This is a genomic window from Streptomyces lincolnensis (assembly GCF_001685355.1).
GTDB lineage: Bacteria > Actinomycetota > Actinomycetes > Streptomycetales > Streptomycetaceae > Streptomyces > Streptomyces lincolnensis.
This window is the reverse complement of record NZ_CP016438.1, coordinates 895,295-911,819: the sequence shown is the minus strand read 5'-3', so window position 1 is coordinate 911,819 and position 16,525 is coordinate 895,295. Positions and strand designations below refer to the sequence as shown.

Sequence of the window (16,525 nt, the reverse complement as noted above, 5' to 3'; positions counted from 1 at the left end):
TCCTGCCTCGGGGAGGGTCTGTGGCATGGAGTTCTTCTGTTACCACCGTGACCGGCCCGGCTCCCTGCCCCTGCGTGAGGAGTTGCTGGAAGCGCACTGGTCGTACATGGACCGGTACGCCAAGGAACTCATCGCCCGCGGTCCGGCCTTCAGTGAGGACGGCGAGACGCTCCTGGGCAGTGTGCACATCGTCGATCTGCCGGATCCCGCGGCGGCCCGCGCGTTCGCCTTCGACGAGCCCAACTACCAGGCGGGCGCGTACCGGGACGTGCTGTTGCGCCGGTGGCGGAACGTGCTGGGGCGCACCATGTGGGACTTTCCCGGGGGCCGCACCGGTGGCGACCGGTACCTGGTGATCGGTCTCGGCGCCGGGGAGGCCGTCGATCTCGACGTGCCGTCCGGTCGGCAGGACGAGTTGATCGCGTACGGGCCGCTGCTGTCCGACGACGGTGCGGCCTGGCTGGGTACGGCGGCGCTGGTGCGGGCGCCGGACGCGGACGCGGCGCGCGCCGTCCTGACCGCGGGCCGTTACGCGGACATCGAGGTGTATGCGTGGGAGTTCGGCGGGCGCCGCTAGGCGCTCCGCTGGAGGTGCGGTGACATGCCGTCGATCGTCTGCGGCACCGACGTGGCTGGTCGCGCAGTTCCCCGCGCCCCATCAGGGCGCGGCCGAACCGCGGCCGACTTCGCCAGACCCGCTTGGACAACCGTCGACCGACGTCACAAGGCCGGCCCGGTGCGCGGGAGCGCCGGGCCGACCTTTGTGTGCGTGTCCTCGGAGGGTCAGTCCGTGCCGGACTCCATCGCGGCGCGGTCCAGCATCGCGTCCTCGTCGGAGACCTCGCCGCGGGAGGCGATGGCCTGCGCGCCGCCCTCCGGCATGCTGCCGATCAGTCCGGTCGCGGCTGCCTGGGCGGCGCCGATGGCGGGGCTGCCGGTGCCGATGAGGCCGAGGCCGGCGTACTGCTCCAGCTTGGCCCGGGAGTCGGCGATGTCGAGGTTGCGCATGGTGAGCTGGCCGATCCGGTCCACCGGGCCGAACGCCGAGTCCTCGGTGCGCTCCATGGAGAGCTTGTCCGGGTGGTAGCTGAAGGCGGGGCCGGCCGTGTCGAGGATCGAGTAGTCCTCGCCGCGCCGCAGGCGGAGGGTGACCTCGCCGGTGACCGCCGTGCCGACCCAGCGCTGGAGCGACTCGCGGATCATCAGCGCCTGCGGGTCCAGCCAGCGGCCCTCGTACATCAGACGGCCCAGACGCCGGCCCTCGTTGTGGTACTGGGCGAGGGTGTCCTCGTTGTGGATGGCGTTGACGAGACGCTCGTAGGCGGCGTGGAGGAGGGCCATGCCCGGCGCCTCGTAGATGCCGCGGCTCTTGGCCTCGATGATCCGGTTCTCGATCTGGTCGGACATGCCCAGGCCGTGCCGGCCGCCGATGGCGTTGGCCTCCATGACCAGGTCGACGGCGGAGGCGAACTCCTTGCCGTTGATCGTCACCGGGCGGCCCTGCTCGAAGCCGATGGTGACGTCCTCGGTGGCGATCTCGACCGACGGGTCCCAGAACCGCACGCCCATGATCGGCTCGACGGTCTCGACGCCGGTGTCCAGGTGCTCCAGCGTCTTCGCCTCGTGGGTGGCGCCCCAGATGTTGGCGTCGGTGGAGTACGCCTTCTCCGTCGAGTCCCGGTAGGGCAGGTCATGGGCGACCAGCCACTCCGACATCTCCTTGCGGCCGCCGAGCTCCGTCACGAAGTCCGCGTCCAGCCAGGGCTTGTAGATCCTCAGGTGCGGGTTGGCGAGCAGGCCGTAGCGGTAGAACCGCTCGATGTCGTTGCCCTTGAAGGTGGAGCCGTCGCCCCAGATCTGGACGTTGTCCTCCAGCATCGCCCGCACCAGCAGGGTGCCGGTGACGGCACGGCCCAGCGGGGTGGTGTTGAAGTACGCCCGCCCGCCGGAGCGGATGTGGAACGCGCCGCAGGTGAGCGCGGCCAGGCCCTCCTCGACCAGCGCCGCGCGGCAGTCGACCAGGCGGGCGATCTCGGCGCCGTAGGTCTTGGCGCGGCCGGGCACCGAGGCGATGTCGGGTTCGTCGTACTGCCCGATGTCGGCGGTGTAGGTGCACGGGACGGCGCCCTTGTCGCGCATCCATGCGACCGCGACCGAGGTGTCGAGGCCGCCGGAGAAGGCGATGCCGACGCGTTCGCCGGCGGGAAGGGAGGTGAGGACCTTGGACATAGGAAGATTATGCATCATCTCGCATGGTCATGCAAAGGGGGGTTCGGTCACACTTCCCGGCGGGGCGCCGGCGGACCTCCGGCCTCGTGCCATAAAGCCGATCCACGAGGAATGCGGCGCCGGGCCCTCGGTCGAACGGCTGATGTCGTGCGGATCGTCGCGATCAAGACTGAAAGGGCAGTCGGCGCCGTCCTGACGGCCTCGGCGCGTGCCCCTTCGCGTGCCCGTGCACCGCCCGACCCGGCTGCGGACATCCCCGATCGGAGACGTGGCCCTTCATGACAGCTGCCGTCGAGCTGAAGCCTGCCCCCACGCGCGGCGCGCCCCCGCCCACCGGTGCCTCCCGGACGTTCGTCCGCCGTCACCGTGTCCCGCTGCTGGCCACGGTGACCATGCTCCCGCTGTACGCGGTGTGGGCGTTGTTCCGCGCCAACGGCGGCGGTGACCTGGCCGCCCAGGAGACCTGGGCGCGTTTCGCCGCCGAGCACGGCGGCTCGGCGTACGGGCTGTTCTGGTTCGGCGGGGCGCACATGGCCAACTACAGCCTCCTCTCGCCGTATCTGATGGGCTTCTTCGGCGTCCGGACGGTGGCCGTCGCCGCGGGTCTCGCCGCCGGCTGGCCGGCGGCGGTCCTGTGCGTACGGTCGGGGATCCGGCGCCCGCTCGCGCCCGCCCTGCTCGCCGCGTTCGGCCTGTGGGCGGATGTCGCGGCGGGCCGGGTGACCTTCGCGCTCGGTGTCGCCTTCGCCCTCGCGGCCTGTGTGCTGCTGGTGGGGGAGCGGCGGCCGGCGCTGAGCGCCGGGTACGGGCTGCTCGCTACGGCGGCGAGCCCGGTGGCCGGACTGTTCCTGGTGGTGGCGGGCGCGGCCTACGCACTGTCGCGGGACTGGCCACGGGCCGCGGCCCTGATCGTGCCCCCGTTCGTGGTCGTGGGGACGACCACGGTGCTGTTCCCCTTCCACGGCCGGCAGCCGATGCCGGCGGCACGCATCCTGTGGCCCGCCCTGCTGGGCCTGGCGGTCGCGCTCCTGGCACCGCGCGGATGGCGGCTGGTGCGGCGGGGAGCCGCGGTCTACGTGGCGGGTGTCCTGCTGACGTATCTGATCCCCTCGCCGATCGGCACCAACGTCGAGCGCCTCGCGCTGCTGTTCGCGCCCGCCGTGCTGCTCGCCGCCCTGCTCTCCACGGAGCGGGGCGCGCGGCACCTGCGGGGCGCCCTGGCCTGTGCGCTCGTCGCGTCCCTGGCATGGCTGGGATCGGGAACGCCTGTGACCTTCCTGCGCGGCACGGACCGGGTCCCGGCCTGGGCGGCCGACGCCCACGGGGTCGTCCGGGCCCTGGACCGGCTCGGCGCGCGGGGCACGCGGGTGGAGGTGGTCCCGGCCGACGACCACCGGGAGGCCGCCGTCCTCTCCCCGTACGTCAATCTGGCCCGCGGCTTCAACACCCAGCTGGACATGGAGCGCGGCCGGCTCTTCTACGACGGCACGTTCTCGCCGTCGGCCTACCGTGCCTGGCTGGACCGGTGGGCCGTCGGCTTCGTGGTGCTGCCCGACGCCGTGCCCGACCGCTACGGTGCGGCCGAGGCCCGGCTGGTGCGCAGCGGGCCCGCGTGGCTGGAACCGGTGTGGAGCGACGCGCACTGGCGGGTCTACCGGGTGCGGGACGCCGTACCCCTGGTGACGGCGCCCGCGCGCGTGATGCGCGCCACGGCGGACGAACTGGACGTGTGGATGCCGGCGCCCGGCTCGGTGCGCGTGCGGGTCGCCTACTCGCCGTGGCTGCGGGTGGCGGGCGGTTGTCTGCGGCGGGAGGGCGAGTTCACCCTGCTGTCGGTGGGCGGGCCGGGCGTGTACCGGATCGGCTCCGGATATGCGGCGCCCTCCTCGCCGCCCGGCGGCTGCTGACCGTCAGGGGGCCGCTCCCTCAGGGGTGATGATGCCGTCGACGACCTGACGCAGGAACCCCGCCGCGGTGCCGCCGTCGCACACCCGGTGGTCGAACGTCAGCGACACGTGGACCACCTTGCGCACCTCCACCCGGCCGTCCACCGCCCAAGGACGCTCGACGACGCGGCCCACGCCGAGCATCGCGGCCTGCGGATGATTGAGGATCGGAGTGGCGCCGTCGACGCCGAGGACGCCGTAGTTGTTGAGGGTGAACGTGCCGCCGGTGCGATGCTCCACCGGGAGCGTGCCCCGCCGGGCCAGGGCGGTCAGGCGCCGCAGTTCGGCCGCGAGGTCGTCCGGGGACAGGCGGTCGGCGTCGCGGACGACCGGCACGAGCAGACCGTGCGCGGTCTGCGCGGCGATGCCCAGGTGCACCCGGGGCGGGCGGACGATCTCGCCGCGTTCGGCGTCGACGCGGGCGTTGAGCTCGGGGAAGGCGGCCAGCCCGGCGAGACAGGCCCGCGCGAGCAGGGGCAGCAGGCCCGTTCCGAGAACGTCGCGGGCGGCGAGCAGGCCGGTGGCGTCGGCGTCGGCCCAGATCGTCACGGAAGGCGTGTCGCGGTGACCGCGGACGAACTTGTCGGCGGAGGCGTCCAAGGGAACGCGGGTGCCCGTGTCCGCGGAGGAACTCCCGGCCCGCGACCACCCCTTCGCCGCGCCCGTCCCGTAACCGGTGAGCACGGCACCCGAATCGGCACCGGCGTCGGCCTCCGGCGCGACCGTGAACAGCGGAGCCCCCACCGGCACGACCTCACCGGTCCCGTGGTGCAGGGCCGACACCGTCCCGGCATACGGACTCGGCAGCGTCACCACGGACTTGGCCGTCTCCACCTCGACGACGACCTGATCGTGCTCCACGACGTCGCCCACGGCGACCTTCCACTCCAGCACCTCGGCCTCCGTGAGCCCCTCGCCCAGGTCGGGGAGGTGGAAGGTCCGGGCGGCGGCCGCCGACTCGGTGTGCGCCGAACCGTCGCGGGCGGGGCGGAGTCCGGCGCCGGCGGGCAGCAGCCGGCGCAGGCCGTCGAGCACCCGCTCGACGCCCGGCAGATGGGCGCCCTCCAACAGCGGAGGCGGATAAGGGATGTCGAAGCCGGTGACCCGCAGCACCGGTGCGCGCAGGGCGTCGAAACAGCGCTCCTGCACGCGTGCCGCGATCTCGGCACCCACCCCGGCGAAGCCCTGCGCCTCGTGCACCACCAGGCACCGGCCGGTGCGCCGCACCGAGTCGGTCAGCGTACGGTCGTCCAGCGGGACCAGGGTGCGCAGGTCCAGCACCTCCACCTCCAGGCCCTCGCCCGCGGCCCGCTCGGCCGCCTCAAGGACCACCGCGAGTGACGGGCCGTACGCCACGAGGGTGGCGTCGCCCCCGGTGCGGCGGATCGCGGCGGTGCCGAACGGCTCGGTACGGACGGGCAGTTCGAGCCGTTCGCGGGTCCAGTAGTGGCGCTTGGGTTCCAGGAAGACCACCGGGTCGGGGTCGTCGATCGCCTCGCGGAGCAGGGAGTAGGCGTCCGCCGCCGTCGCCGGGGTCACCACCTTCAGGCCCGCGGTGTGGGCGTAGTAGGCCTCGCTGGAGTCGCTGTGGTGCTCGACCCCGCCGATACCGCCGCCGTAGGGGATCCGGACGACCAGGGGCAGCGGCAGGGCGCCCCGGGTCCGGTTGCGCATCTTGGCGATGTGCGAGGCGATCTGCTCGAACGCGGGATAGGCGAACGCGTCGAACTGCATCTCCACCACGGGCCGGAACCCGCCCATCGCCATGCCGAGCGCGAGACCGGCGATACCCGCCTCGGACACCGGCGTGTCGAAGCAGCGCCGGGTGCCGAACGTTTCGGTGAGGCCGTCGGTCACCCGGAAGACGCCACCGAGGCGGCCGACGTCCTCACCGAGGACGACGACCCGCTCGTCCGCGTCGAGCGCGTCCCGCAGTGCGTGATTGAGGGCCTGCGCCATCGTCGTTCCATCCGCCATGTCAGCAGCCCTCCCCTTCGGCCCGCAGAGCGTCGCGTTGAGCGGCGAGCTGCGGGGTCGGCGCGCCGAAGACGTGGTCGAGGAGGCCGAGCGGATCCAACTCGGGGTCCGCCGCGAGGCGTTCGCGGACACCGACGGCGTACCGCGCCGCCTCGGCCGCCACCGCCCGCACGTCGTCGTCGGTCAGCAACCCGCGCTCGACCAGGGCGGATTCCAGCCGGGCGATCGGATCGCGGGCCCGCCAGCGCTCGGTCTCCTCGGCCGTGCGGTAGCGGGAGGGGTCGTCGGCGCTGGTGTGCGGGGCCATGCGGTAGGTGTGCGCCTCGACCAGCCAGGGCCCGCCGCCGGCTCGCGCGTCCTCGACGGCGGTGGTCAGTACGGCGAGGACCGCGGCGGCGTCGTTGCCGTCCACCTGCTCCGAGCGGACGCCGTACCCGACGCCCTTGTACGCCAGGCTCGGTGCCGCGCACTGCTCGGACAGCGGGACGGAGATGGCGTACCCGTTGTTCTGCACCAGGAACACCACGGGTGCCCGCAGCACACCCGCCAGGTTCAGCGCCTCGTGGAAGTCGCCCTCGCTGGTCGCGCCGTCGCCCAGGAGCGCCAGCGCGACCGTGTCGGTGCCCTTGAGCCGCTCGGCGTGGGCGAGCCCGGTGGCGTGGGCGGTGTGGGTGGCCAGCGGGGTGCACTGGGGGGCGGTGCGGTGCCGCACGGGGTCGTAGCCGCAGTGGGCGTCACCGCGCAGCAGCGTCAACGCCTCGACCGGGTCGATGTCCCGGCTGACCAGGGCGACGCAGTCGCGGTAGGTGGGGAACAGCCAGTCCGTGGCGCGCAGGGCGAGGGCGGCACCGACCTGGCAGGCCTCCTGGCCGAGGCTGGACGGATGGACCGCCAGCCGGCCCTGCCGGGCGAGCGCCGTGGCCTGCTCGTCGAAGCGGCGCCCGACGACCATCCGTCGGTACGCCGCCAGCAGAGCGCCGGGCGGCGGCTCGGCGTACGACCGGTGCTCCGCCCGTGCAGCCGGAGCGAATTCCCGGACTTTGCCATTCGATGACGAATTCGACGACAGTGGCGCTGGCGGCGCCGGCAAAAAGGAAACCGGAACCGCGGAAGGAAGCCAAGCGGAAGGGTCTTCCCTGGCCTCGTCATCCGTAAGCGTCGGCGAATCCATCATTTTCCCGTCAACCTTTCGTGAACGGTGTACGCGTCTCGGATGATCTACAGGAGCGGTTTCTTTCCCCACCACCGCACCGGTACGGGCAGATGAAGAGGGCCTGAACAATGCGCAGGTGAGCGGCGCCGGTGCGGGCGATGTGTCAACTGGCGTTCAGCAAGAAGTAATTCGTGGGTCTCCTTCCCGTACCGCGGAGCCGGTTCCAATTGATCAGCGATACGCGGCACTGCGGAAGGCAAGGGAAGATGTCCCGAGGACGCCCGGGAACACGGCACTACACAGTTGTCTGTTCCTCATGCGGAACCCGCTACGAGGACGACGGCCTCATACTCGACTGCTCCCGTCGGCACGAACCGGCATTCCTGCGCACCGAGTACGCCGGCATCCCGGCCGGTGCCGGTACGGACACCGGGCTGTTCCGGCACGCCCCGCTGCTGCCGGTGGCACGGACCTTCCCGGACGTGCCCGGACCGGTCGTGCACCACGCCGAACGCCTCGGCCGCCGGATCGGCCTCGACCGGCTCTGGGTCGCCTTCAACGGCTACTGGCCCGAACGCGGGGCGCAGTTGCCGACCTGCACCTTCAAGGACCTGGAGGCGTACACGGTGCTCGGCCGGCTGCCCGCCGCGCCGCCCGTCCTCGTCATCCCCTCGGCGGGCAACACCGCCGCCGCCTTCGCCTGGGCGGCCACCTTGCACCGGGTGCCCTGCCTGCTCGTCGTGCCCGCCCCGGCGATGGAACGGATGCGGTTCCCCGCCCCGCTCGACCCGTGCGTGCGGATCGTCGTCCTCGACGGCGCCGCCACCTACAGCGACGCCATCGCCTGCGCCGACCTGCTGGCCGCGCTGCCCGGCCACCACGCCGAGGGCGGGGCGCGCAACGTCGGACGGCGCGACGGCCTGGGCACCGTCATGCTGGCCGCCGCCGAGGTCCTCGGCCGTCTCCCGGAGACCTATGTACAGGCCGTCGGCAGCGGGACCGGAGCGATCGGCGCCCACGAGGCCGCGCGCCGCGTCCGCGAGGAGGGCGAGCGCCTGCCGCGCCTGCTGATGTGTCAGAACGCGCCCTTCGCGCCCCTGCACGAGGCCTGGCGGGCCACCGGCCAGGCCCCCGCGCACCGCGAGCACGAGCCGCTGGCTCGTGAACTGACCAACCGCCGCCCGCCGTTCACCGTGCGCGGCGGCGTGCGGGACGTGCTGGCCGAGAGCGGCGGCGACATCCGATGTACCGACAACGAGGCCGCGCTCGCCGCCCTGGCCCTCTTCGAGGAGGTCGAGGGCATCGACATCGAGCCCGGTGCCGGGGTCGCCCTGGCCGCCCTGGCCGAAGCCGTCCTGGCCGGGCAGGTCCGCAGGGACGAACTGGTGCTCCTCAACATCACCGGCGGCGGCCGCGCCCGCCAGGCCCGCGATCTCCCGCTCGTCCCCGCCCGCCCGTGGCTGCGCGTCCTGTGGCCCGGCCGCGAGGAGGGACCACGTCTGGTCGCCGAGAAGGTGGAACGGCTGCTGACGGGCACCGGCGCCGGGGCCGTCGTCGGGGAGGCCCGGTGACCCTGTCCGCCGCGCAGCGCTCGATGTGGTTCGGGCAGCGCCTCGACCCCGCCGGGCCCGCCTACAACGTGGGCGAGTACACCGAGATCCACGGGCCCGTCGACCCCGCTCTCCTGCGGGCGGCGATACGGGCGGTGGTGGACGCCACCGAGACGCTCCGGGTCCGCTTCGTGGCCGACGACGACACCGTCCGCCGGATCGTCGAGGCCGCCCCCCACTGGGATCTTCCCGTCGTCGACCTCACCGGCGAGGACGACCCCCGTACCGCCGCCGAGACCTGGCGGGCCGCCGACTTCACCACGCCCTTCGCCCTGGACCGGGCCCCGCTCTTCCGGTACGCGCTGCTCAAGTTCGCCGACGACCACTGGATCTGGTACCAGCGCTACCACCACATCGCCGTCGACGGCTACAGCTGCTCCCTCGTCGCGGCCCGCGTGGCCGACGCCTACACCGCCCTCGCCGCCGGTACGGCCCCCGCTCCGCCGCCCGCGCCCCTCGCCGCGCTCGTCGCCGAGGACGCGGCCTACCAGGCGGGCGAACGGCACGCGTCGGACCGCACGTACTGGACCGAGGCCCTCGCCGACCGCCCCGAGTCGGTCAGCCTGTCGACGCGGCCTTCGCGGGTCGCCGGGCGGTTCGAGCGCCGCACCGGTCATCTCCCGCAGGCCGCGGGCGACTTGGTGCACGCCTGCGCCGCCGGGGCCGGCACCCGCTGGTCGCGCGTCGTCCTCGCGGCCACCGCCGCCTACCTGCACCGCCTCACCGGAGCCCGGGAGATCGTGCTCGGCCTCGCCGTCACCGGCCGCGAGAGCGAGACCGAACGCGCGACCCCGGGCATGGCGTCCAACGTCCTGCCGCTGCGCCTGACCGTCCGCCCCGACACCACCGTCCACGACCTCGTACGGCAGACCGCGAGCGCCACCCGCGACCTGCTGGCGCACCAGCGCTACCGGGGCGAGGACCTGCGCCGGGAACTGGACTGGCCGCAGGACGGGCGCCGCTTCTTCGGCCCCGTCGTCAACATCATGGCCTTCGGGCCGGAACTGCGTTTCGCCGGACACCCCACCACCCGCCACAACCTCTCCACCGGCCCGGTGGAGGACCTCGCCGTCAACGTGTACGACCGCGCCGACACGGACGGCATCCGCATCGACCTCGACGCGAGCCCGGCGCACTACACGGACGCCGAACTCACCGCCCACCACCGGCGGTTGATCCACTTCGTGGAGCGGTTCGCCGCCGAACCGGCGGCCTGTGTGGGCACGCTGGAGCTCACCCTGCCGCGGGAGAGGACGTCCGCCCGCCTCGACGGCGCTCCCGCGCGCGGGGGAGAGGCGACCGTGCCGGAGCTGATAGCCGCCGCCGGCCCGGACGCCACAGCCGTAGTGCACGGTGAACGGAGCATCAGCTACCGGGAGTTGAGCCGCCGAGCCAACAGACTTGCCCACCGGCTGCTGAGCCTCGGGGTCCGCCCCGAGGACCGGGTCGCGGTCCTCGTGTCCCGCTCCGACGACCTGATCGTCGCCCTGCTGGCCGTCCTCAAGGCGGGCGGCGCCTACGTCGGGCTCGACCCGCGTGCCCCGGCCGCCCGCACGCGGCGCATCCTCGCCGAGACCGGAGCGGCCGTCCTGCTGACGGATCTCACACAGGCCTACGAGGGCATCACGCCGGTCGCCGTCGACGATCCGACCCTCGCCGCCGAACCGGACACCGACCCCCGCGTCCCCCTGCACCCGGACCAACTGGCGTACTTCAGCTTCACGTCGGGCTCCACCGGCACACCCAAGGGCGTCGCTGTCACCCACCGCGACATCACCGCGCTGGCGGCCGACTCGGCGTTCGCCGACGGGGCGCACGCGCGCGTCCTGGTGCACTCGCCGACCGCGTTCGACGCCTCCACCTATGAGATGTGGGTGCCACTGCTCAACGGCGGCACCGCCGTGGTCGCGGGAGCCGACGAGGACGTGGACGCGGCGGCCGTCGCCCGGCTGACGGCACGGCACCGGCTCACCGCGCTGTGGCTGACCGCGGGGCTGTTCGCGCTCGTCGCCGAACAGGACCCGGAGTGCTTCGCCGGACTGCGCCGGGTGTGGACCGGAGGCGAGGCCGTCCCGGCCGCCGCGGTGCGCCGGGTCCTGGAGGCGTGTCCGGGACTGACCGTCACCGACGGGTACGGGCCGACGGAGACGACGACGTTCGCCACCTTCCGCCCGTGCCCCTCGGACCGGCCCGTACCGGACCCGCTGCCCATCGGCCGCCCCCTGGACGGCGTGCGCGCGTACGTGCTCGACGGCGCCCTCCGGCCCGTCCCGCCGGGCACGGTCGGCGAGTTGTACCTCGCCGGCCCCGGTGTGGCCCGCGGCTACCTGGGCCGCCCCGCCGCCACCGCCGAGCGCTTCGTCGCCGATCCCTACGGCCCGCCGGGCGCCCGGATGTACCGCACCGGCGACCGCGTCCAGGTCACCCCCGACGCCGAGCTGGAGTACCACGGCCGCGTCGACGGCCAGGTCAAACTGCGCGGGTTCCGCATCGAACCGGGCGAGATCGAGGCGGCCCTCGCCGACCGTCCCGAGGTCGCCCGGGCGGTCGCCGTCGTCCGCGAGGACCGCCCCGGCGACCGGCGCCTGGTGGCCTACGTGGTGGGGGAGAAGGCCGAGCCCGACGCCCTGCGCGACCACTTCGCCGGGCTGCTGCCCGAGGCCATGGTGCCCTCCGCCGTCGTCGTCCTGGACAGCCTCCCGCTGACCGCCAACGGCAAGCTCGACCGCGCCGCGCTGCCCGCCCCCGCGGCCGGACCGGCGCGTGCCGTGGCGTCACACGCGGGGTCCGCGCGCACCCCGCGCGAAGAGGTGCTGTGCGCCCTGTTCGCCGACGTCCTGGGCCTGCCGGACGTCGGCCCGGACGAGAGCCTCTTCGCCCTCGGCGGCCACTCGCTGCTCGCCCTGCGGCTGATCGGCCGGATCCGGAACACTCTTAGCGTCGAACTGACCCTGCGTGAGGTCTTCGGGGCACCCACCCCGGCGGGACTGGCCCGTCTGACCGCCGGCGGGACGGTCGTAGGACCCGCTGCCGGGCGGCCGGCCCCGCGTGCCGTCCCGGTCGGGGCGGTGCCGCTGTCCTCCGCCCAGCGACGGCTGTGGTTCCTGCACCGGCTGGAGGGAGCAGGGGCCGCCTACACCGTCCCGCTCGCCGTACGGCTGACCGGTGGCCCCCTCGACGTGGACGCCCTGCGTGCCGCGCTCGGTGACGTCGTCGCCCGGCACGAGATCCTGCGGACGGTCTATCCGGACGCGGACGGCCGCCCTCGTCAGCGGCTGCTGGAGTCCGTGCGGCCCCGGGTGACCGTCGAGGACGTCGTGGAGGCCGAACTGCCCGGGCGGCTGGCCGAGGTGGCGGCCGAGGAGTTCCGCCTCACCGACGACATCCCGGTGCGCGCCCATGTGCTGGCCGTCGGCACGGAGGACCACGTCCTCCTGCTGGCCCTGCACCACATCGCCGCCGACGGCTGGTCCCTGGACCCCCTCCTGCGCGATCTCGCGACCGCCTACCGGGCCCGGCTCGCCGGACAGGAGCCGCACCAGCGGCCGCTGCCCCTCCAGTACGCCGACTACGGCCTCTGGCAGGACGAGGTGATCGCCGCCGTGCAGGAGCCTCAACTCGCCCATTGGCGCGAGGCGCTCGCCGGACTGCCCGACGAACTCGCCCTCCCCGCCGACCGGCCCCGGCCGGCCGTCGCCACCCACCGGGGCGGCGATGTCGCCGTGCGGTGGGACGCGGCCCTGCACCGGCGGCTGCGCGCACTGGCCCACACGAACGGGACCACGGTGTTCATGGTCGTGCAGGCCGGCCTCGCCGCCCTGCTCACCCGGCTGGGCGCCGGCACCGACATCCCCCTCGGAACCCCGGTCGCCGGCCGCGCCGACGAGAGGCTCGACGACCTGGTCGGCTGCTTCGTCAACACCCTCGTCCTGCGCACCGACACCTCCGGCGACCCCGCCTTCCGGGACCTCCTGGACCGGGTCCGGGAGACCGATCTGGCCGCCTACGCGCACCAGGACCTGCCCTTCGAGCACCTGGTCGAGGCCCTCAACCCGCCCCGGTCCCTGGCCCGTCACCCGCTCTTCCAGGTGATGCTCGCCTTCCGGCCCACCGCCGGACCCCGGCTCGACCTGCCCGGCCTGCGCACGCGGACCCTGCCGGTGGAGACCGGTGCCACGAAGATCGACCTCACGTTCAACCTCGGCGAGCTCCACGCGCCCGACGGCACCCCGGACGGCATCGAAGGCGTCCTCCAGTACAGTGCCGACCTCTTCGACCGAGGCACGGCGGTGGAGTTGGCCGCCCGCCTGGAACGGCTGCTGCGCGCCGCCGTCGACGATCCGGACCGCGCGATCGGCGCGCTCGACATCCTCGCCCCGGAAGAACGCCACCGGCTGCTGGCCGAGTTCAACGACACGGCACGGGAGATCCCGGACACCACGTTCCCCCGGCTCTTCGAGGCGCGTGCGGACCGGACGCCGGACGCCGTGGCGGTCTCGGACGCGGAAACCTCCCTCACCTACCGCCAACTCGACACCCGTGCGGCGCGGTTGGCGCACACCCTCACCAGGTACGGCGCCGGACCGGGCCGTGTCGTCGCCGTCTCGCTGCCCCGGTCGGTGGACCTCGCGGTCGCCGTGCTGGCCGTCCTCAAGGCGGGCGCGGCCTATCTGCCGCTCGACCCGGAGCATCCGGCCGAGCGCACGAACTATCTGCTGTCGGACGCGGATCCCGTGTGCGTGATCAGCCGGGACCGGTTCCCCGACGGAGTCCCGGTCGTCCACCCCGACCAGGCACCGGCCGGCCCCGACGTGCCGCTCGCCGTGGCACGGCCCGCCGACCCCGCCTACCTGATCTACACCTCCGGCACCACCGGGCGCCCCAAGGGCGTCGTCGTCGAGCACCGCAACCTCACCACCTACGTGGCCCGGTGCGTCGAGGCCTACCCCAGCCTGCGCGGCACCTCGCTGCTGCACGCCACCCTGTCCTTCGACGCCACCGTCACGACCCTGCACGGGGCGCTCGCCGCCGGCGGCCAGGTGCACATCGCCGCCTTCCACGAGGCCGGTGCCGCCCCGCTGCCCGAGGGCTACACCTTCCTCAAGGCGACCCCGAGCCACCTCCCGCTGCTGCCCGTCCTGCCGCACGACCTGTCGCCCACCGAGGAGTTCATGCTCGGCGGCGAGGCCCTGGTCGGCGAGGCCCTGCGCGCCTGGCGCCGGGACCGTCCGCACGTCCGCCTGATCAACCACTACGGCCCCACCGAACTCACCGTCGGCTGCACCGACCACCGCATCGAACCCGGGGAGGAACTGCCCACCGGTCCCGTGCCCATCGGCCGCCCCATGTGGAACACCCGGGCCTATGTGCTGGACGCCCGGCTGAACCCGGTGCCCGTCGGGGTCGAGGGCGAGCTGTATGTGGCCGGGGACCATGTGGCCCGCGGCTACTGGAGGCGGCCCGGGCTGACCGGCGAGCGGTTCGTCGCCGATCCCTTCGGGCCGCCCGGTGAGCGCATGTACCGCACCGGAGACCTGGCCGTGCGCCGCGCCGACGGCACCCTGGAGCTGCGCGGGCGGGCCGACGGCCAGCTCAAGATCCGGGGGCTGCGGATCGAGCCCGGTGAGGTGGAGGGGGTACTCACCGCCCATCCCTCGGTCGCCCAGGCCGCCGTGGTCGTACGGGAGGACGGGGCCGGGGTCCGGCGGCTCGTCGCGTACGTCGTCGCGCCGGCCGACACCGACCGCGCCGCGCTCCTGGGGCACGCCGCCCGGCAGCTGCCGACCCACATGGTTCCCGAGGCGCTGGTGCTGCTGGACGCCCTGCCGATGACGCCTAACGGCAAGCTGGACCGGGCCGCGCTGCCCGCCCCCGTCCTCGACCGTGAGGCACCTGCATCGGTGGGCGCGGCTCGCCGCACCACGGGAACGCCGGGGACTCCGAGGACCCCGCAGGAGGAGACCCTGAGGAACCTCTTCGCCGAGGTGCTCGGGACATCCGTCGAGGAGGTGGACGTCGACGACGGGTTCTTCGACCTCGGCGGCGACAGCATCACCTCGATCCACCTCGTGAGCCGCGCGACGGCGGCGGGACTGCGGCTGACCCCACGGGACGTCTTCGAGCACCGGACGATCGCCGCGCTCGCCGCCGTGGCGGCCGGGCGTCCGGCCGCCGGCCGGGCCCAGGAGCAGGAACCGGCGGTGGGCGAGCTGCCGTTCACCCCGGCCATGCACCGGCTCGTCGACCGTGGCGGCCCGATCGGGTCGTTCAGCCAGTCGGCCTTGCTCGTCGCCCCTGCCGGGACCGACGAGAAGCGGCTGACGGCCGTCCTTCAAGCGCTGGTGGACCGGCACGACGTGCTGCGCATGCGGATCATGGCCGAGGAGCGGACGGCAGTGGTGCCGCCGGCCGGGAGCGTGGACGCGGGACAACTGCTGGAGCGGGTCGGCGTGCCGGACGGTGACTTCGCGACCGCCCTGACCACGACCGCCGTCGAACTGCACCCGGAAAAGGGTCAGTTGGTGCACGCCGTGTGGTTCGACGGCGGCCCGGTCCGGTCCGGTCGCCTCCTGCTGACGATCCACCACCTCGCCGTGGACGGCGTCTCCTGGAGCACCCTCCGCTCCGACCTGGCCGCCGCCTGGCGCGAGGAGCCGCTGTCCGAACCGGGCACGCCCTTCCGGCACTGGGCGCACCTGTTGGAGCGAGAGGCCCGCGCTCCGCACAGGGCGGCCGAACTCGACGTATGGAAAAGGCTGTTGGACGCCCCCGACCCACTGCTCGGCGCCCGGCACCTGGACCCGGGCCGAGACGTCGCCGGTGCGATGCGGCACCTCACCCGGGACCTTCCGGCCGACACCACCACGGAACTCCTCACCACCGTGCCCGCCGCCTTCCACGCCGGCCCCGACGACGTGCTGCTCGCCGCGCTGACGGCCGCCTTCATGCGCCACCGGCGGACGAAGGACGGACACCAGGCGCTCCTGGTCGACATCGAGCGGCACGGGCGTGAGGACATCGACGATGGCGTCGACCTGTCGCGCACGGTCGGCTGGTTCACGAGTGTCGTCCCGGCGCGACTGGACCTGACCGGAGCCGACCCGGGTGACCCGGCCGATGTGCTCAAGCGTGTCAAGGAGCAGCTGCGGGCCGTTCCCGACCACGGCATCGGCCACGGTCTGCTCCGTCACCTCAACCCCGGGACGGGACCGGCACTCGCCGCGCTCCCGGCCCCGCAGATCGGCTTCAACTACCTGGGCCGCACGCCCAAGGAACCTGTGGCCGACTGGTCGGCGGCTCCGGAGGCGCTTCCCGGCCTGTCCCACCTGGGGGCCGCCCACGACCCCGGCATGCCCGTGGCGCACGGCCTGGAGATCACCGCCGTGACCACCGCCGACGGCCGGCTGTCGGCCACCTGGTCCTGGGCGCCCGGCATCTGGTCCGAGAGCGAGGTACGCGCCCTGGCCGACCTGTGGTGCGAGGAGCTGGCCGCCCAGGCCGCCGGCACCCCCGAGGGCGGGCACACACCGTCCGACCTGCCCCTGGTGGCCCTGTCCCAATCGGAGATCGACGAACTCGAAGCCGAGTTCGGAAGTGAGTGGAGGTAACCC

Annotated in this window: 6 protein-coding genes and 2 pseudogenes; 4 read left to right on the top strand and 4 right to left on the bottom strand. The window is 73.7% G+C overall.

The window, feature by feature from the left end; genetic code table 11:
• Positions 1–25: 25 nt before the first annotated feature.
• The gene (locus tag SLINC_RS04050) at positions 26–577 is read left to right on the top strand and encodes a YciI family protein (RefSeq protein ID WP_067426796.1); all 552 of its coding nucleotides are present in this window, start codon (positions 26–28) and stop codon (positions 575–577) included.
• 206 nt (positions 578–783) lie between these two features.
• Here SLINC_RS04050 and argG read toward each other — a convergent pair whose 3' ends face one another.
• The gene (gene argG, locus SLINC_RS04045; protein ID WP_067426793.1) at positions 784–2,229 is read right to left on the bottom strand and encodes an argininosuccinate synthase; all 1,446 of its coding nucleotides are present in this window, start codon (positions 2,227–2,229) and stop codon (positions 784–786) included.
• Positions 2,230–2,507: 278 nt separating this feature from the next.
• Here argG and SLINC_RS04040 point away from each other — a divergent pair, with 278 nt between their 5' ends.
• Positions 2,508–4,136 carry a hypothetical protein gene (locus SLINC_RS04040; RefSeq protein ID WP_225988235.1) on the top strand — a complete coding sequence of 543 codons (1,629 nt, stop codon included), beginning with the start codon at positions 2,508–2,510 and terminating at the stop codon, positions 4,134–4,136.
• Between the two features lie 3 nt (positions 4,137–4,139).
• On the opposite strand, the pseudogene SLINC_RS49160 reads toward SLINC_RS04040, so the two are convergent.
• The 3 genes and pseudogenes from SLINC_RS49160 to SLINC_RS04030 form a co-directional block, all read right to left on the bottom strand.
• A pseudogene (locus SLINC_RS49160) lies at positions 4,140–5,054 on the bottom strand (dihydrolipoamide acetyltransferase family protein); the annotation flags it as partial.
• Between the two features lie 132 nt (positions 5,055–5,186).
• A pseudogene (locus tag SLINC_RS49155) lies at positions 5,187–6,152 on the bottom strand (alpha-ketoacid dehydrogenase subunit beta); the annotation flags it as partial.
• 1 nt (position 6,153) lies between these two features.
• Positions 6,154–7,104 (bottom strand): thiamine pyrophosphate-dependent enzyme, encoded by a 951-nt coding sequence (locus tag SLINC_RS04030; protein WP_067426783.1) that lies wholly within the window; start codon positions 7,102–7,104, stop codon positions 6,154–6,156.
• A gap of 467 nt (positions 7,105–7,571) precedes the next feature.
• Between SLINC_RS04030 and SLINC_RS04025 the strand changes: the two genes are divergently transcribed.
• On the top strand, positions 7,572–8,876 hold the full coding sequence (locus tag SLINC_RS04025; RefSeq protein WP_067426780.1) for a cysteate synthase: 1,305 nt from the start codon (positions 7,572–7,574) through the stop codon (positions 8,874–8,876).
• A gap of 23 nt (positions 8,877–8,899) precedes the next feature.
• Positions 8,900–16,522, top strand: a complete 7,623-nt coding sequence (locus tag SLINC_RS04020; RefSeq protein WP_107406787.1) for a non-ribosomal peptide synthetase — start codon at positions 8,900–8,902, stop codon at positions 16,520–16,522.
• The last annotated feature ends 3 nt before the right edge of the window (positions 16,523–16,525 follow it).

What these genes read in the sequence shown, in the direction of transcription:
- SLINC_RS04050 (WP_067426796.1), top strand. Translation starts at nt 26, where the DNA reads ATGGAGTTCTTCTGTTACCACCGTGACCGGCCCGGCTCCCTGCCCCTG.
- argG (WP_067426793.1), bottom strand. Translation starts at nt 2,229, where the DNA reads ATGTCCAAGGTCCTCACCTCCCTTCCCGCCGGCGAACGCGTCGGCATC.
- SLINC_RS04040 (WP_225988235.1), top strand. Translation starts at nt 2,508, where the DNA reads ATGACAGCTGCCGTCGAGCTGAAGCCTGCCCCCACGCGCGGCGCGCCC.
- SLINC_RS04030 (WP_067426783.1), bottom strand. Translation starts at nt 7,104, where the DNA reads ATGGTCGTCGGGCGCCGCTTCGACGAGCAGGCCACGGCGCTCGCCCGG.
- SLINC_RS04025 (WP_067426780.1), top strand. Translation starts at nt 7,572, where the DNA reads ATGTCCCGAGGACGCCCGGGAACACGGCACTACACAGTTGTCTGTTCC.
- SLINC_RS04020 (WP_107406787.1), top strand. Translation starts at nt 8,900, where the DNA reads ATGTGGTTCGGGCAGCGCCTCGACCCCGCCGGGCCCGCCTACAACGTG.